Source organism: Kitasatospora sp. NPDC043950 (assembly GCF_056435345.1).
Window position 1 is genome coordinate 48,281 of sequence record NZ_JBWKER010000007.1, and the last position, 16,259, is coordinate 64,539.

Annotated in this window: 9 protein-coding genes; 3 read left to right on the top strand and 6 right to left on the bottom strand. The window is 72.5% G+C overall.

What is annotated here, in order from left to right; all coding sequences use genetic code 11:
* Positions 1–213: 213 nt before the first annotated feature.
* From AC07BF_RS06880 to AC07BF_RS06900, 5 genes are all read right to left on the bottom strand, one after another.
* Positions 214–1,167 carry a DMT family transporter gene (locus AC07BF_RS06880; protein WP_363582077.1) on the bottom strand — a complete coding sequence of 318 codons (954 nt, stop codon included), beginning with the start codon at positions 1,165–1,167 and terminating at the stop codon, positions 214–216.
* A gap of 647 nt (positions 1,168–1,814) precedes the next feature.
* The gene (locus tag AC07BF_RS06885) at positions 1,815–2,312 is read right to left on the bottom strand and encodes an ATP-binding protein (RefSeq protein ID WP_478333050.1); all 498 of its coding nucleotides are present in this window, start codon (positions 2,310–2,312) and stop codon (positions 1,815–1,817) included.
* A gap of 290 nt (positions 2,313–2,602) precedes the next feature.
* Positions 2,603–3,841: a L,D-transpeptidase gene (locus tag AC07BF_RS06890; RefSeq protein ID WP_400989264.1), complete on the bottom strand. Its 1,239-nt coding sequence runs from the start codon at positions 3,839–3,841 to the stop codon at positions 2,603–2,605.
* 283 nt (positions 3,842–4,124) lie between these two features.
* Positions 4,125–5,399 (bottom strand): L,D-transpeptidase, encoded by a 1,275-nt coding sequence (locus AC07BF_RS06895; protein ID WP_363582073.1) that lies wholly within the window; start codon positions 5,397–5,399, stop codon positions 4,125–4,127.
* A 176-nt stretch (positions 5,400–5,575) separates the two neighbouring features.
* On the bottom strand, positions 5,576–6,862 hold the full coding sequence (locus AC07BF_RS06900; protein ID WP_400989266.1) for a L,D-transpeptidase: 1,287 nt from the start codon (positions 6,860–6,862) through the stop codon (positions 5,576–5,578).
* Between the two features lie 281 nt (positions 6,863–7,143).
* Between AC07BF_RS06900 and glgX the strand changes: the two genes are divergently transcribed.
* The 3 genes from glgX (at position 7,144) to AC07BF_RS06915 (ending at position 13,193) form a co-directional block, all read left to right on the top strand.
* Entirely contained in the window at positions 7,144–9,351 is a 2,208-nt protein-coding gene (gene glgX / locus AC07BF_RS06905) for a glycogen debranching protein GlgX (RefSeq protein WP_363582069.1), read from the top strand.
* Positions 9,352–9,519: 168 nt separating this feature from the next.
* A complete protein-coding gene (locus AC07BF_RS06910; protein WP_363582067.1) occupies positions 9,520–11,340 on the top strand; it encodes an ABC transporter ATP-binding protein in 1,821 nt (606 codons plus the stop codon).
* Positions 11,337–13,193, top strand: coding sequence for an ABC transporter ATP-binding protein (locus AC07BF_RS06915; protein ID WP_363582065.1), 1,857 nt, complete (start codon positions 11,337–11,339; stop codon positions 13,191–13,193). The genes AC07BF_RS06910 and AC07BF_RS06915 overlap by 4 nt, the downstream gene beginning before the upstream one ends.
* Positions 13,194–13,218: 25 nt before the next feature.
* On the opposite strand, the gene glgP is transcribed toward AC07BF_RS06915, so the two are convergent.
* Complete coding sequence (glgP, locus tag AC07BF_RS06920; RefSeq protein ID WP_478333051.1) at positions 13,219–15,900, bottom strand: alpha-glucan family phosphorylase; 2,682 nt, start codon at positions 15,898–15,900, stop codon at positions 13,219–13,221.
* Positions 15,901–16,259: the final 359 nt, after the last annotated feature.

Sequence of the window (16,259 nt, forward strand, 5' to 3'; positions counted from 1 at the left end):
AAGCGGGGCGCCCGGCGGCAAGCGGTTCGACGCAAGAGCGGGTGAAGCACGGCGTGCTGGCCCGCCGACCGCCGAACGGCATCGGCGATCAGAGGGCGGCGCCGGAGGGCCGCACCGGAGGGCCGGGTGGCCGGTCACTAGGCACCGCCGACCAGCGGCACCCGCGCAGGAAGTCGGCCCGTCCGACTTCCTGCGCGTGGGGGCACCCGCAGGTCAGCGGCGGCGGGTGCCCACGGGCACGGTGAGGACGGCGAGGCCCGCGGCGAGGATGGCGAGGCCGCACCAGGAGGCGGCGGGGAGGCGTTCGCCGAGGACGGCGACGCCGAGGAGGGCGGCGACGGCGGGTTCGGCGAGGGTGAGGGTGGTGGCGGTCTGGGCGGAGGTGCGGCGCAGCCCGTGGCCGAAGAGGCGGTAGGCGAGGAAGGTGGTGATCACCGCGAGGTGGAGCACCACCGCCGCGCCGCGCGGCGAGGCGAGCCACCGCAGGTCGCCGAGGAACAGCACCGGCAGGACGAGCAGCGCGGCCGCGCCGAACATCGCCCCCATCACCCCGGCGGACGGGTGCCCGCGCGAGATGAGCCTCCCGCCGACGAGCGAGTACACGGCGTACGAGAGGCCGGAGAGCGCGGCCAGCGCCACCCCCACGGCGTCCACCGCCGCGCCGTCGCCGGTGAGTTCGGGGCCCAGCACCAGGACGGCGCAGCCGACGACCGCCGTCACCGTGGCACCGGCCCACCGGCCGCTCGGCCGCCCCTGCCGGGTGAGCCAGCCGAGCAGGCCGGCGAAGACGGGGGCACTGCCCAGTGCGATCACGGTGGCCACCGCCACCCCGGCGCGGGTCACCGCCGGGTAGAAGGTGACCGGGTAGCCGACCACCGCGACGGCGCCGACGGCGAGTTGCCACCGCTCCCGGCGGCCGCAGGCCCGGGGCAGCGCGCGGGCGCTGCGGGTGGAGAGGAAGAGGAGGAGTCCGCCGAGGACCAGCGCGGCGGCGCCGATGCCCGCCGAAGGGGCGCCGTCGGGTGCGAGGGAGCTGGCCGTCCCGGTGGTGCCCCACAGCAGTGCGGCGACCAGGATCGGGACCGGCCCGCCGAGCGGGCTGGTGCGGCGGGCGGTGGGGGTGGTGGTGGGCCGGGTGGGCGCGGGCGTGGAGGTGCGGTTCGGCACAGTCGTGAACTTCCGTCGTCGAAGACCGTCAGGGGAGTTGGTTTCGCACCGGGCGCACACGGCGGCCCCCTGACGGCCGAAGGGGCCGCAGCAGGGAGCGCGGGGCTCGAGCCACCGGCGTGTGCGCCCGATCAGGCGCTGAGCGGTGGCAGTACGACGTGCCAGTACAGGTCCACGGGCCTGATGCTACCCGGCAGTTCCGGCGTGGTGGGGTGCACGGAGGAATTGGCGGCCGGGCGACGAAACACCGGAGGCCCGACGGCAAGGATGGTGAATATTCACAGGCAACAGCGTGAACCTATGCAAAATCCAAAGGTGAACTAGGTTACAAACCTTTCAATCCAAGTCACCTGGTTTGCCCACATGCTGAGATCCGTGCGATAGTCGAAGCAGCCCAACGGCGGGCGGCACAGCACGCCGGCCTGGGCGTGGAGACTTCGGCTGGCCCGACCTGGCACGGCCGACGCCCATCGCACGGCACGCACCCCCTTGGTCGGCGCGATGACTTGCAGGGGCCCCCATCCGCCGGACCACGGCGACTTCGGGGGCCCTGCGCGTTTTCCCGGGAAGACCCGGAAGACCCGGACAGCCGGAAAAGACCCGGACAGCCCGGAAGACCGAGAAAGACCCGGGAAAGCCCGAAACGGTCAGTGTCGCTCGCGGACCTTCAGCTCGAACCAGACGCCCTTGCCGCGCGGCAGCAGGTCGGCGCCCCAGCGGTCGGCCAGGTCGTCGATGACCCGCAGGCCCCGCCCCCGCTCGGTCACCGGCTTCGGCTCGGCGAGGATCATGCAGGGCAGCGCCCGGGAGGAGTCGCGGACCTCGACGCGGAGCCAGCCCGGCTTGCGGATCACCTGGAGTCCGATGGTGCGTCCGGCGGCGTGCCGGACGGCGTTGGAGACCAGCTCGCTGGTGAGTAACTCACCGGCCTCCAGGTGCTGGTGGAGGTCCCAGGACTCCAGGACCGACAGCACCAGTCGGCGGGCCACCGGGCCGGTCTCCGGCCGGGACGGCAGTCGCACCTCGTTCGGCACGGACTGATCGCTCAGCCTGCCGCAATACATCTCCTCCAGTTCCTCCGAGCTGAGCCGCTCCAGCGCCGCCAGCGCGTCCTGGACATCGATCCACGACGCCTCGGCGACCAATCCGGCCCCGGGAACTGATGACTGATCTGTTTCGCCCCAACCCGCCATGCGGTCCATCATTGCGGAACGCAAGCGGCCGCGTACGGACAATGAGCAAACGATCTCCTCCGAGTCGGCATATGCCGCGTGCAAGGAGACCCCGCGGAGAGTGCCAGGCGGGGGCCTGGAGGGGGCCCGGAAGGGGTCGGGAGAGGGTGGGGAGAGGGTGGGGAGCAGGCAACCCGGGGCGCGTCCGCTGTCAATCCCGGGTTGCCACGGAACCGCCCCGACCAGGGCGGCTACCGGTCGGCCTACCAGGCGCTCCAGGGCACGTTCCAGCCACTCAGGCCGTTCGCCGGGTCGAGGGTCTCCTTCTTGGTGGAGTTCTTCACGACCACCACGTCGCCGACGAGCGAGCCGGCGTAGAACTTGCCCATCGAGGTGGATTCGCCGCCGCCCTCGACGTCCTTGAGGGCGACGCAGCCGTGGCTGACGTTGTCCTCACCGATGAGCTTGCTCCAGTAATTGCCGTGCAGGTAGGTGCCGCTGTCGGTGAGCCGCATCGAGTGCGGCACCTGGAGGTCGTACGGGGAGCCGCTCATGCCGGGGAGGGTGCTGGACTGCATCCGCACCACGCCCTCCTTGGACATGACGACCATCGTGCCGTTCCAGGTCGGGTGTTCGGGCGAGCCGGAGGTGATGTCGATGTCCGACGGTTTGCCGTCGAGTTCGACGGTCATCCTGTGCGCGGCGGCGTCAACCGTCGAAATCTGAGATCGCCCGATCGTGAAGGGCTCGTCCCGGTCGGTGCCGTACACCCCAGGGGCGATCTCGACGCTCTTGAGGCGGTAGTGCACGGTCACCTTGGTGCCGGACTTCCAGTACTGCTCGGGGCGGAAGTCCAGCCGGCGGTTGCCGAACCAGTGGCCCTTGACCACGGTGCCGTTGTCGGTCTCGAAGGTGATGCCCTTCGCGACGACGTCCTTGTTCTTGACGTCCTTGCTGAAGTTCACCGAGACGATCATGCCGACGCCGTACGTCGCGTTGTTGTCCACGTTGTCGGCGGCCTTGGCGAGGGCCGTCGGCGTCAGCGTGGAGAAGTTGCTGTCCGCGCTGGCGACCACGCCGTTGGCGTCCGCGGCCATCGCGCTGACCTGGTAGGTGCTGCCCACGGCGAGGCCCGCCGACGGGGTCCAGCTGGAGCCGTCGGCGGCGATGGTGCCGGGCACCTCCGCGCCGGTCTTGTCACTGACCTTGACGGTGGTGAGCTTGCCGCCGGTCGCACCGACCTTGAGCGCGTCGGGCGCGACGTCCACCGTGCCGGGCTTGGGCTCGATGTTCACCACGGCCTGCGACACCTTCGGCGCCGCGCTGCTCGCCGCCGCGGCGCCCGGGGAGGCCGTTCCGGCGGCCGCTCCGGCCCCCAGGTCCGCCTTGGCCGCGTTCCCGCCCCCGCTACCGCTCCCGCCACTCCCGCCGCCGCACGCGGCCGTCAGCGCCATCGCGCCGCCCACCAGACCGACGGCCACCACTCTGCGTATCGACCTCAACGTCGATCCCTCCCTCAGAAACCCCACGAACCGAACCCCACGAACCGAAACCCGCGGGCCGAAACCCCACGACCCGGAACCCCACGACCCGGAACCCCGCACAGAACCCCGCGCACACGACGGGCTCGACCACTACACGCGCCGGCCTCCGGAAAGGTTGCGCCATTCGGGGCCCGGTGCGCTCCGAGAACGCGAACGGCCCGACCCCAACGGGTGAGGATCGGGCCGCTCGTCCGCACCGCGCCGACGAACCGGGACTATCCGGTCAGTCGGCGGGCAGGATCTACCAGTTCGCCCAGGCGATGTTCCAGCCGCCCAGCCCGTTGGAGGGCGCGACGGTCTTCTCCTTGCTGTTCACGACCTTGACCACGTCGCCGATCATCGAGTCGTTGAAGAACTTGCCCGCGACGGAGGTGTCGCTGCCGCCCTTCTCGTCCACCATCGCGACGCAGCCGTGGCTGGCGTTGGTCCTGCCGAACGGATTGGTCGCGTTGGACCAGTAGTTGCCGTGCACGAAGGTGCCGGAGGTGGTCAGCCGCATCGCGTGCGGCACGTCCTGGATGTCGTACTCGCCGCCGAGGCCGACGGTCTGCGAGTTCATCCGGGTGACCTTCTCCTTGGACATGATCACCATCGTCCCGCTCCAGGACGGCGTCGCCTCCGCGCCCATGGTGACCGGCACGGTGGTGCTCTTGCCGCCCCGCTCGATCGTCATCTGGTGCGCCTTGGCGTCGGCGGTGGCGATCTGGGAGCGGCCGATGGTGAACGGCTCGTCCTTGTCCACGTCGCCGTAGACGCCCGGGGCGACCTCGACGCTCTTCAGCCGGTACTTGATGGTGACCTTGGTGTCCGGCTTCCAGTACTCGGCCGGGCGGAAGTCCAGCCGGTTGTCGCCGAACCAGTGGCCCTTCACCTCGGTGCCGTTGTTCGTCTCGAAGGTGATGCCCTTGAGGACGGCGTCCTTGTTCTTGACGGTCTTGCTGAAGTTCACCGAGACGATCATGCCGACGCCGTAGGTGGCGCCGTCGCTGATGTTGTCGTTGGTGGAGACCTTCTTGTCCGGCGTCAGCGTGGTGAACGTCGTGGTGGACGCGGTCACCAGGCCGTCGGCGTCCTTGGCCTGCGCGTTCACCTTGTACGCCATGCCGACGGTGAGCGCGGCGGCGGGCTTCCAGCCGATGCCGTCCGGAGTGATCGCCCCGTCGACCGGCTTGCCGTTCTTGTCGGTCACCTCGACCGTGGTGAGCTTGCCGTTCGAGACGGACACCTGCAACGCGTTGCTCGGTGCGACGTCCTGGGCGCCGTCCTTCGGCTCGACGGCCAGCACCGCGGCGGAGGCCTTCGGCTCGCCCGACGCGCCCGCCGGGGCCGCCGTCCCGCCCGCACCCGCCGTCGCCGCGGGCGCCGCGTTGTCGCCCCCGCCGCCCGTTCCGCCCTTGTCGTCGCCGCAGGCCGCGGTGAGCAGCAGCACCCCGCCCATGACCAACGCCATCGCACCCCTGCGCCCGTAACGGCTGGTGGTACGTATCGCGGCGTCGGCCGTCTTCCCCGTCTTCACGGTTTCTCCCCTCCCGGTATTCACTCTCTCGACGCGTTGAGTGCCCCCATGAGTTGCACCGGACGCCGATCTTTCGCGCCGGACCAGGGCGCACGCCGGAGCAGGATAGCCGGGCCGTCTGAGCGGGTCCCGGGGGGAGGTGGGTGGATCGGGGGTGAATCGGCGGTGAAGATCGACTACTGCGCGACGGGGCTGGAGGCGGGCCCGGTCGTGGGCCCGGCCGTGGGCCCGGCAACCGGCCCGAGGGCGCTGCCCGCCACCCACTGCTCCCACGGCATGTTCCAGCCGTTGAGGCCGTTCTGTGGCGGCACGAAGTCCCCCGCGGAGGCCTTCGCCTCCAGCACGTCCCCCGGGATGGTGTGCTCGAACAGCCAGCCCGCCGGGGAGTCCTTGCTCGCTCCGCCCTTGGCGTCGGCCAGGCCGATGCAGCCGTGGCTGGTGTTGGCGGCGCCGAACACCCCGGGGTCCGCCCAGTAGTTGCCGTGCACGAAGGTGCCGGAGTTGGTCAGCCGCATCGCGTGCGGCACGTCCTTGATGTCGTACTCGTCGCCCATCCCGACGGTCTGCGAGTTCATCCGGGTCACCTTGTACTTCTCCGACACCACCATGACGCCCCGGTAGGTGGAGTGGTCACGGCTGCCGCCGGACACCTTGAGCACCCGCACCACCTTGCCGCCCTGCCCGGCCCGGACGGTCAGGGTGTGCGCGTCCAGGTCGACGGTGGAGACCTGGGCCCGGCCGACGGTGAAGTGCAGGTCCTTGGTCTGGGTCCCGAACTCGCCCGGCGCGCCCTGCACGTCCTTCAGCCGCAGCGCCACCGTCACCTTGGTGCCCGCCGCCCAGTACTGCTGCGGGCGGACGTCCAGCCGCTGGTTGCCGAACCAGTGCGCGGCCACCGGGACGGGCGGGTCGGCGCTCACCTGGACGGCCTTCTCCACCGCCGCCCGGTCCGTAATCGGCCGGCTGAAGCGCAACGACACCGGCATGCCGACACCGACGGTGGAGCCGTCCTCCGGGGTGAAGAAGGCGACGAAGGTGTGCGCCCGGGCCATCGTGGAGAACGCCGAGTGCTGGGCCGCCCGTTGGCCCTGGTCGTCCTCGGCGACGGCGTCCAGGGTGTACGCGGTGCCCAGCGGCAGCGGGCCGTCGGGCGTCCAGGCGGCGCCGTCCGGGGCGATCGTGCCGGGAACCTCGGTGCCCTTGGTGTCGGCCAGCCGGACGGTGACCAGCCGGCCCTGCGCCGCCGTCACCCGGACCGGGCCCTCCGGCGGCACGTCCTGGGCGCCGTCGGCGGGCAGCGCCGTGACGACCGCCCGGGACGGCGGCGGGGGCGGGGTGTGCGCCCCGGGCCCGGCGGCGTCCTGCGCGGGGGCCGCCGGGGAGCCGCCGCACCCCGTCAGGACGGCGAGGCCCCAGGCCACCGCCGCCGCCCGCCGCGCCCACACCCGTCCTCGGCGCCGCATTCCGGGGCCTCCCACTGTCCACGTCCGGTACCGGGAAGGTCCGGTACCGGGAGCCTCCGCCACCGGGGACGCCCGATGCCAGGAACGTCCGGTGGCGGGAACGCCCGATACCGGGAACAACGAGGGCAATCGCGGCGGGGACACGCGCAGCCGCGCGAAATCCCCCCATCCATCGGCCGCCATCCGCCGGTAAGCCCCCGTTCAGCCGCTTCCGATCTGCGCAATCCGGGAAAGAGGAAGTGAACGGGGTCCGGGACACCCCGTCCAGGGAGGGTGCGGCCATGGCGTCAGGGCAGGAGCTGGAAGCCGGAGTGCGGCCGCCCGGCGGGGACACCGCCGAGCCACCGTGGCCCGGCAGCTGGCAGCCGCTCGGCGCCCGCTTCCGGACCGACCAACAGGGCCGCCAGGGAACCAACTTCGCGCTCTGGGCGGCCGGCGCCGAGGCGGTCGACCTCTGCCTGTTCGACGAGGACGGCCGGGAGGCCCGGCACCGCCTCACCGAGCAGGACTTCCAGACCTGGCACGGCTTCCTGCCCGGCGTCCGCCCCGGCAGCCGGTACGGCTTCCGCGTGCACGGCCGGTGGGACCCGTGGACCGGCGCCCGCTGGAACCCGGCGAAGCTGCTGCTCGACCCGTACGCCCGTGCCGTGGACGGCTGTTACACCAGCCACGACGCGGTCTGCGCCGCCGTCCGCAACTGGCCGGAGGCGGACGTCGCCGACACCGTCCGGGACAACCGCGACTCCGCCCGCTATGTGCCCAGATCCGTGGTCGTCCACGATGACGACGACTGGTACGACGACCACCGCCCGAAGACCCCGTGGGCCGAGACGGTGCTCTACGAACTGCACGTGCGCGGCTTCACCATGCGCCACCCCGACGTCCCGCCGGAGCTCCGCGGCACCTACGCGGGCCTGGCCCACCCGGCCGCCGTCGCCCACCTGACCCGCCTCGGCGTGACCGCCGTCGAGCTGCTGCCGGTGCACCAGTACGCCAGCGAGGACCACCTCCAGTCGCGCGGCCTGGTCAACTACTGGGGCTACAACACGATCGGCTACTTCGCCCCGCACGCCGGCTACTCGGCGGCCGGCTCGCGCGGCGGCCAGGTCGGCGAGTTCAAGCGGATGGTCCGCGCCCTGCACGCCGCCGGGATCGAGGTGATCCTCGACGTGGTGTTCAACCACACCGCGGAGGGCGCCGAACTCGGCCCGATGCTCTCGCTGCGCGGCATCGACAACACCGCCTACTACCGCCCGGCCCCGCACCGCCCGCGCGGCTACGCCGACTTCACCGGCTGCGGCAACACCCTGGACACCCGCCGCCCGCAGGTGGTCCGGCTGGTCACCGACTCGCTGCGGTACTGGGTCACCGAGATGGGCGTGGACGGCTTCCGCTTCGACCTCGCCGCCGCCCTCGCCCGCGGCACCGACGGGGTCGACATGGACCACCCCTTCCTCGCTGCCGTCTCCCAGGACCCGCTGCTCAGCCGGGTGAAGCTGATCGCCGAGCCCTGGGACGTCGGCCCGGGCGGCTACCAGGTCGGCGGCTTCCCCCCGCTGTGGGCCGAGTGGAACGACAAGTACCGGGACACCGTGCGGGACTTCTGGCGCGGCGCCCGCCCGGACGTGCGCGAGCTGGGCTACCGGCTGTCCGGCTCCTCCGACCTCTACCAGCGCGGCGGCCGCCGCCCGTACGCCTCCGTCAACTACGTGACCGCGCACGACGGTTTCACGCTGCGCGACCTGGTCAGCTACGACCGCAAGCACAACGAGGCCAACGGCGAGGCCAACCGGGACGGCACCGACGACAACCGGTCCTGGAACCACGGCGTCGAGGGCGAGACCACCGACCCGGAGGTGAACGCCCTGCGGCTGCGCCAACTGCGCAACCTGCTGGCCACGCTGCTGCTCTCCACCGGCGTCCCCATGCTCACCGCCGGGGACGAGCTGGGCCGCACCCAGGGCGGCAACAACAACGCCTACTGCCAGGACAACGAGCTCGGCTGGCTGGACTGGTCGCTCCTGGCGGATCCCCGCTGGCGCGGGCTGTGCGAGCTGACCGCCCGGCTGATCCGGCTGCGCCGGGCCCACCCGGTGCTGCGGCAGCGGGCGTTCTTCTCCGGCCGGGCCGCCGCTCCGGGCGGCCAGCCGGACCTCGCCTGGTTCACGCCGCTGGGCAAGGAGATGACCGAGGCCGACTGGTTCGCCCCGACCGCCTGCCTGGGCATGCTGCTGTCCGGCACCGCGATGTCCGAACGGGACGAGGCCGGGCGGCCGACGCTGGACGACAGCTTCCTGCTGCTGCTCAACGCCGGTCACGAACCGGTGTTGTTCACCCTCCCCGGCGAGCCCTGGGCCGCGCCGGAGGAGGCGTACGAGACGGTGGTCGACACCGCCGTCGAGGGCGGCGGCGAGCCCTGTCCGCAGGGCGCGACGCTGCTGGCCGGGCGCTCGCTGCGGCTGCTGCGCGCGCCCGCCGCCACGGCCTGAGCGGCGTCGGCCGCGCGTGCGGCGCACTCCGGCCCGTACGGCCGGCCCCACGCGCCCCGCCGTTCACCCGCGCCCCACCCGTACGGGTGGCCGGTTCTCGCCGAAGGGTTCTGTCAGGGGTGAAAAACCTGATGAGAAATGACGCGACCTCGTCCTACCCTCACGACGATGGCCGAGAACCGACAACACGACGACACCGCGACCGGGCACCGCTCCACGGTCCGCTCCCTCCTGCGCCTGTGGCCCTACGCCCGAGCCGTCCGCCGCCGGTTGGCCACCTCGGTGGCCGCCGCCCTGGTCGCCATGCTGAGCGTCCTCGGCGTCCCGCTGGTCCTCGGCCGGATCGTCGACGGTCCGCTCGCCGAACACGACCTGAGCGGACTCTGGCCGCTGATCGGCCTGCTGCTGGTCCTCGGGCTGGTCGAGGCCGCGCTGTTCTACACCCGCCGGGTGGTCCTGGCCCGCCCGCTGGCCGGGCTGGAGACGGCCATGCGCGGCGACCTCTTCGCCAAGCTCCAGCGGCTGCCGATCTCCTTCCACGAGCGCTGGGGATCCGGCCAGCTGCTCTCCCGGGCCACCGCCGACATGTACACCATGCGGCTGTTTCTGGCCTTCCCGCTGGTCTTCCTGGTCGTCAACTCGGTGATGTTCCTCGCCGGCACGGCGGTGATGTTCACCCAGGACTGGCGGCTCGCCCTGATCATCCTGCTGCCCGCCGTCCCGCTGTTCGTGCTCACCCGGCGGTTCGAGGCCGGCTACTCCGGCGCCTCCCGCCGCGCCCAGGACCAGAACGGCGACCTCGCCACCGTCATCGAGGAGTCCGTCCTCGGCATCCGCATCCTCAAGGCCTTCGGCCGCCACCGCTCGATGGCCGAGCGCTTCCGCGCCCAGGCCCACGACCTGCGCCGCACCGAACTGCGCAAGGCCGGGCTGCTCGCCAACCTCTGGGCGGTCATCGTCGGCCTGCCCGAGATCGCCCTCGGCTGCGCCCTCGCCGCCGGCGCCTACCTGGTCGCCCACGACGAGCTGAGCGCCGGCACCCTGGTCGCCTTCCTCTCCACCGCGCTGGCGCTGCGCTGGCCGGTCGAGTCCCTGGGCTGGCTGCTCGCCTACGCCAACGAGGCCGCCACCGCCACCGACCGCTTCTTCGAGGTGCTGGACGAGCCCGAGACCGCCGACCCGGGCACCGCCGACGGCCTCGGCGGTGCCCCCGACGGCATCCGCTTCACCGGCGTCCGCTTCCGCTACCCCGACGCCCCCGACGACACCCCCGACCTGCTGGCCGGCATCGACCTGCACATCCGCAGCGGCGAGACGATGGCCCTGGTCGGCGCCACCGGCAGCGGCAAGACCACGCTCACCGCGCTGCTCCCCCGCCTGTACGAGGCCACCGCCGGCACCATCACCCTGGACGGCCGGGACATCCGCGACCTCCCCCGGGAGCGGCTGCGCGAGCTGGTCGCGGTCGCCTTCGAGGAGCCCACCCTGTTCTCCGCCACCGTCCGGGAGAACGTCCTGATGGGCGCCCCGGGCGCGAACGACCAGCAGCTGCGCGCCGCCCTGGCCACCGCCCAGGCCTCCTTCGTGGACAAGCTCCCGGACGGCGTGGACACCGAGGTCGGCGAGCAGGGCCTGAGCCTGTCCGGCGGCCAGCGCCAGCGCCTCGCCCTGGCCCGTGCGGTGGTCGGCGACCCGGCCTTCCTGGTGCTGGACGACCCGCTCTCCGCCCTCGACGTGCACACCGAGGCCCTGGTCGAACGGGCGCTGCGCCAGGTCCTCGGCGCCACCACCGCCCTGGTGGTCGCCCACCGCCCGAGCACCGTGCTGCTCGCCGACCGGGTCGCGGTGCTCTCCGACGGCCGGATCGAGGCCGTCGGCACCCACCAGGACCTGCTGCGCGACTGCGCGCACTACCGCGAACTGATGTCGGGCGAGTCCGCCCCGATGCCCGAGGCCGTCCTGGTCTCCGAGGGGGGCACCACCCGATGACCACCACCATCTCGCCCGTCGGCCCCGCCGAACGGGAGACCGCCGAACCGGTCGAGGAACAGCTGCCGCCGCCCCCGGCCGACGAGGAGGACATCCCCGTCCCGCCCGGCGCGCCCCGGGCTCTGCTGCGCTCGCTGCTCGGCCCGCACCGGGCCCGGATCGCCGTCGCGATGCTGGTGATCCTCATCCAGCAGGCGGCCCTGCAGTCCGGCCCGCTGCTGGTCGCCATCGCGATGGACCGCGGCATCCCGGCACTGCGCGAGAGCGACAGCGGCCCGCTGATCGCGGTGGTCTGCGCCTACCTGGGCTGCGCGCTGCTCAGCCTGCTGCTGCAGTGGGCGTTCATCAAGATCAGCGCCCGGGTCAACCAGGACATCCTGCTGGAGCTGCGCGGCCGGATCTTCCGGCACGCCCAGCGGCTGAGCCTGGACTTCCACGAGCGCTACACCTCGGGCCGGATCATCTCCCGCGCCACCAGCGACGTGGACGCGCTGCGCGAGCTGCTCTCCGAGGGCCTCCAGGAGCTGCTGACCGTCCTCCTGTCGGTTTGCTACATCTCGGTGCTGCTGCTGGTGCTGGACTGGCGGCTCGGACTGGTCTCGCTGGCGTCGATCCTGCCGCTGGCGCTGATCGCCCGGTCCTTCCGCAGCCGCTCGCGCCGGGTCTACCGCCGCTCCCGCACCTCGGCCGCCTCACTGATCGTCCGTTTCACCGAGACCATGAACGGCATCCGCCCGGTGCAGGCCTTCCGCCGCGAGAAGGCCAACGACGAGGCCTTCGCCGTGGTCAACCGGCAGTCCGCCACCGCGACGGCGGACGGCCTGCTGGAGATCGCCCGCTACGTCGGCCTCTCCCGCGTCACCGCCAACCTGTGGACCACCGGCGTGGTGCTGCTCGGCGCCTACCTGGTCGCCGACGGCACGGTCGAGCTGGGCGTGCTCACCGCCTTCGTGCTCTACCTGCGCCGGCTCTACGACCCGATCGACCAGCTGGCGATGTTCCTGAACAGCTACCAGTCGGCCGCCGCCGCGCTGGAGAAGATCGCCGGCCTGCTCGCCCACGAGCCGACCGTCGCCGAACCGGCCGCGCCCGCCGAACTGCCGCAGGCCGCCGGCAAGGGGCGCGAGGTCCGCTTCGAGGAGACCCGTTTCGCCTACCGCACCGGCAAGCAGGTGCTGCCGCCGTTCGACCTGGTGATCCCGGCCGGGCAGACGGTGGCGGTGGTCGGCGCGACCGGCGCCGGCAAGTCGACGGTCGCCAAGCTGCTGGCCCGCTTCTACGACCCGACCGACGGCCGGATCCGGCTGGACGGCGTGGACCTGCGCGACCTCGCCACCCCCGAGCTGCGGCGCGGCGTGGTGATGGTGACCCAGGAGTCCTTCCTGTTCTCCGGCACCGTCGCCGAGAACATCGCGATCGGCCGCCCCGGCGCCGGCCGCGAGGAGGTCGAGCAGGCCGCCCGGGACATCGGCGCGTACGAGTTCATCGCGGCGCTCCCGGACGGCTTCGACACCGACGTGCGCAAGCGCGGCGGCCGGATCTCCGCCGGGCAGCGCCAGTTGGTCGCCTTCGCCCGCGCCCTGCTCGCCGACCCGGCGGTGCTGATCCTCGACGAGGCGACCAGCTCGCTGGACGTCCCCGGCGAGCAGGCCGTCCAGCGGGCCATGCGCACGGTGCTGGCCGGCCGGACGGCGGTGATCATCGCGCACCGGCTCTCCACCGTGGAGATCGCCGACCGCGTCCTGGTGATGGACCAGGGCCGGATCGTCGAGGACGGCTCCCCGCAGGAGCTGATCGACGGATCCGGCCGCTTCGCCGCCCTCCACCAGGCCTGGCGGGACAGCCTGGTCTAGGGCCGGCGCTCCCCCCGGCAGGGCCTCAGCGCAGCACCCCCGCGTCCATCCCCGACGACTCGGCGGGCAGGGCCACCAGCCCCAGCTCCGCCGGGGAGGCCAGCCGGGGGTGGGCCGGCAGCACCCGGACGGTGTAGCCGAACGGGCCGGTCCGGCACAGCTCCAGCGAGCCCTCGTAGCGGGTCCGGCCGTCCAGGTCGGACCCGCCGACCGGCTTGAGGGCGAGCACGCAGCCGTCCGAGATGCCGTCCGTCTCGTCCACCCGGCCGGACACCGCCTGCACCTCGACGTCGCCCGGCTCCAGCGCCCCGAGCGTGACCTGCACCCGCAGCGCCAGCGAGCTGCCCAGCTCCTGCGCCTCGTCCGGACAGTCCGCCTCGACGTGCTCGACCCGGACGGCCGGCCAGGCCTCCCGGACCTTCGCCTTCCAGGCCGCCAGCTCCAGGGCGCCGTGGTGCTCCGCCGCCGCCAGCTCCCGCTGGGCCAGCGCCGCCGGGGTGTACAGCCGTTCGACGTACTCGCGGACCATCCGCCCGGCCAGCACCTTGGGGCCGAGGGTGACCAGGGTGTGCCGGACCATGGCGATCCAGCGGTGCGGCAGCCCGTCCGTGCCCCGGTCGTAGAACCGGCCGGCGACCTGGTCCTCGATCAGGTCGTACAGCGCGGCGGCCTCGATGTCGTCGCGGCGCTCGGCCTCGCTGCTCTCCGGGTCGAGCACGCCGTCGGTCTCGTCGGCGGTGGGGATCGCCCAGCCGTTCTGGCCGTCGTACCACTCGTCCCACCAGCCGTCCAGGACGGACAGGTTGAGGCAGCCGTTGAGCGCGGCCTTCATCCCGGAGGTACCGCAGGCCTCCAGCGGGCGCAGCGGGTTGTTCAGCCAGACGTCGCAGCCCGGGTAGAGGTGCCGGGCCATCGCCATGTCGTAGTCCGGCAGGAAGACGATCCGGTGCCGGACGGCCGGGTCGTCGGCGAAGGCAACCATCTGCTGGATCAGCCGCTTGCCGCCGTCGTCGGCCGGGTGGGCCTTGCCGGCGACCACGATCTGCACCGGCCGGACGGGGTGCAGCAGCAGGGCGCGCAGCCGGTCCGGGTCGCGCAGCATCAGGGTGAGCCGCTTGTACGAGGGCACCCGGCGGGCGAAGCCGATGGTGAGCACGTCGGGGTCGAGCACCGAGGAGACCCAGCCGAGTTCGGCCTCGCCGGCGCCGCGCTGGCGCCAGGAGTCGCGCAGTCGGCGGCGGGCCTCGTCGACCAGTTGGGCGCGCAGGCTGCGGCGCAGGTCCCAGACCTCGGTGTTGCCGATCCGCTCCAGGCCGGTCCAGCGCTTGGCGTCGCCGGTGGTCATGGCGTCCTCGGCGCGGTCGGCGCCGATCTCGGCGGCGCCGAGCCGCACGACCGCCGGGTCGATCCAGGTGGCGGCGTGGACGCCGTTGGTGACGGAGGTGATCGGCACCTCGGTGGCGTCGAAGCCGGGCCAGAGGCCGTTGAACATGGAGCGGCTGACCTCGCCGTGCAGGGTGGAGACCCCGTTGGCGCGCTGGGCGAGCCGCAGGCCCATGGCGGCCATGTTGAAGAGCTTCGGGTCCCCGCCGGGCCAGGTCTCGGCGCCGAGCGCGAGCACCGGCTCGACCGGGACGCCCGGCAGCGCGGCGTCGCCGCTGAAGTGGCGGGCGACCAGCTCGCGGTCGAAGCGGTCGATGCCGGCCGGGACGGGTGTGTGGGTGGTGAACAGGGTGCCGGCCCGGACGGACTCCAGGGCGGCGGCGAAGTCCAGGCCGACGCTGTCGGGGCCGGGTGAGCCGGTGGAGACCAGCTCGCGGATCCGTTCGACGCCGAGGAAGCCCGCGTGGCCCTCGTTGGTGTGGAACACCTCGGGGGCGGGGTGCCCGGTGAGCCGGCAGTAGGCGCGGACGGCGCGGACGCCGCCGATGCCGAGCAGCATCTCCTGGAGCAGCCGGTGCTCGCTGCCGCCGCCGTAGAGCCGGTCGGTGACGTCGCGCTCGGCGGGCGAGTTGGCCTCGATGTCGGAGTCGAGGAGCAGCAGCGGGACCCGTCCGACCTGGGCCTTCCAGATGTGCGCGGCCAGGGTGCGGCCGCCGGGCAGGGCGAGGTCGACCCGGCCGGGGGTGCCGTCGTCCTCCCGGAGCAGGCTGACCGCGAGTTCGTCCGGGTCGAGCAGCGGGTAGCGCTCCTGCTGCCAGCCGTCCCGGTTGAGGGACTGCCGGAAGTAGCCGTGCCGGTAGAACAGGCCGACGCCGATGATCGGGACGCCGAGGTCGCTGGCGGCCTTGAGGTGGTCGCCGGCCAGGATGCCGAGCCCGCCGGAGTACTGGGGCAGCGCGGCGGCGATGCCGTACTCGGGCGAGAAGTAGGCGATGGCGGCGGGCAGCGGGGTGGCGCCGGCCTCCTGCTGGGCCTGGTACCAGCGCGGGCCGCTGAGGTACTCGCGCAGGTCGTCGGCGAGGTCGCCGAGTCTGCGCAGGAACCGCCGGTCGGCGGCGAGGGCGGCGAGCCGGGCGGCCGGGACCTCCCCGAGCAGCCGCACCGGGTCCTCGCCGGTCGCGGCCCAGACCTCCGGGTCCACGGACCGGAAGAGGTCCCTGGTCTCGGGGTGCCAGGACCAGCGCAGGTTGAGGGCCAGCTCGTGCAGCGGCTGGAGTTGTTCGGGCAGGACGGTGCGGACGGTGAATCTGCGGATTGCCTTCACGGCGTGAAGCGTAGCCGCGATGTCCGTCATGACAGTGCGTCAAGTGGGCTATTGGGCATCCGTTCGGCCTATTGATGAGATCGCATTCGGCGCATTGGTCTGCACGGGGGGCGCGCGCGGCGCACATTTCCGGGGTCCTGCGCTACCAATGCATGAACACTGCGGAACAGGTCCATTTCCGATGGCTCATCCGCTCAGGACAAAGCCCGAAACTACTGTCGTACCGCTGCAAAAGTCTTGTCCCCGGTGCGAGGATGACTCAAGGTCGTTGATGCTGCGGGGAGTGCGGCGGCGGGTGGCGTCCGCCTTGAAGCAGCACGTCCGAATCCTTTTCGCGTTGATCGTTCCCCTTCTTCTTA

Bases quoted from the DNA above. Each gene is read 5' to 3' on its own strand.
- AC07BF_RS06900 (WP_400989266.1), bottom strand. From the start codon at position 6,862: ATGCGGCGCCGAGGACGGGTGTGGGCGCGGCGGGCGGCGGCGGTGGCC.
- glgX (WP_363582069.1), top strand. From the start codon at position 7,144: ATGGCGTCAGGGCAGGAGCTGGAAGCCGGAGTGCGGCCGCCCGGCGGG.
- AC07BF_RS06910 (WP_363582067.1), top strand. From the start codon at position 9,520: ATGGCCGAGAACCGACAACACGACGACACCGCGACCGGGCACCGCTCC.
- AC07BF_RS06915 (WP_363582065.1), top strand. From the start codon at position 11,337: ATGACCACCACCATCTCGCCCGTCGGCCCCGCCGAACGGGAGACCGCC.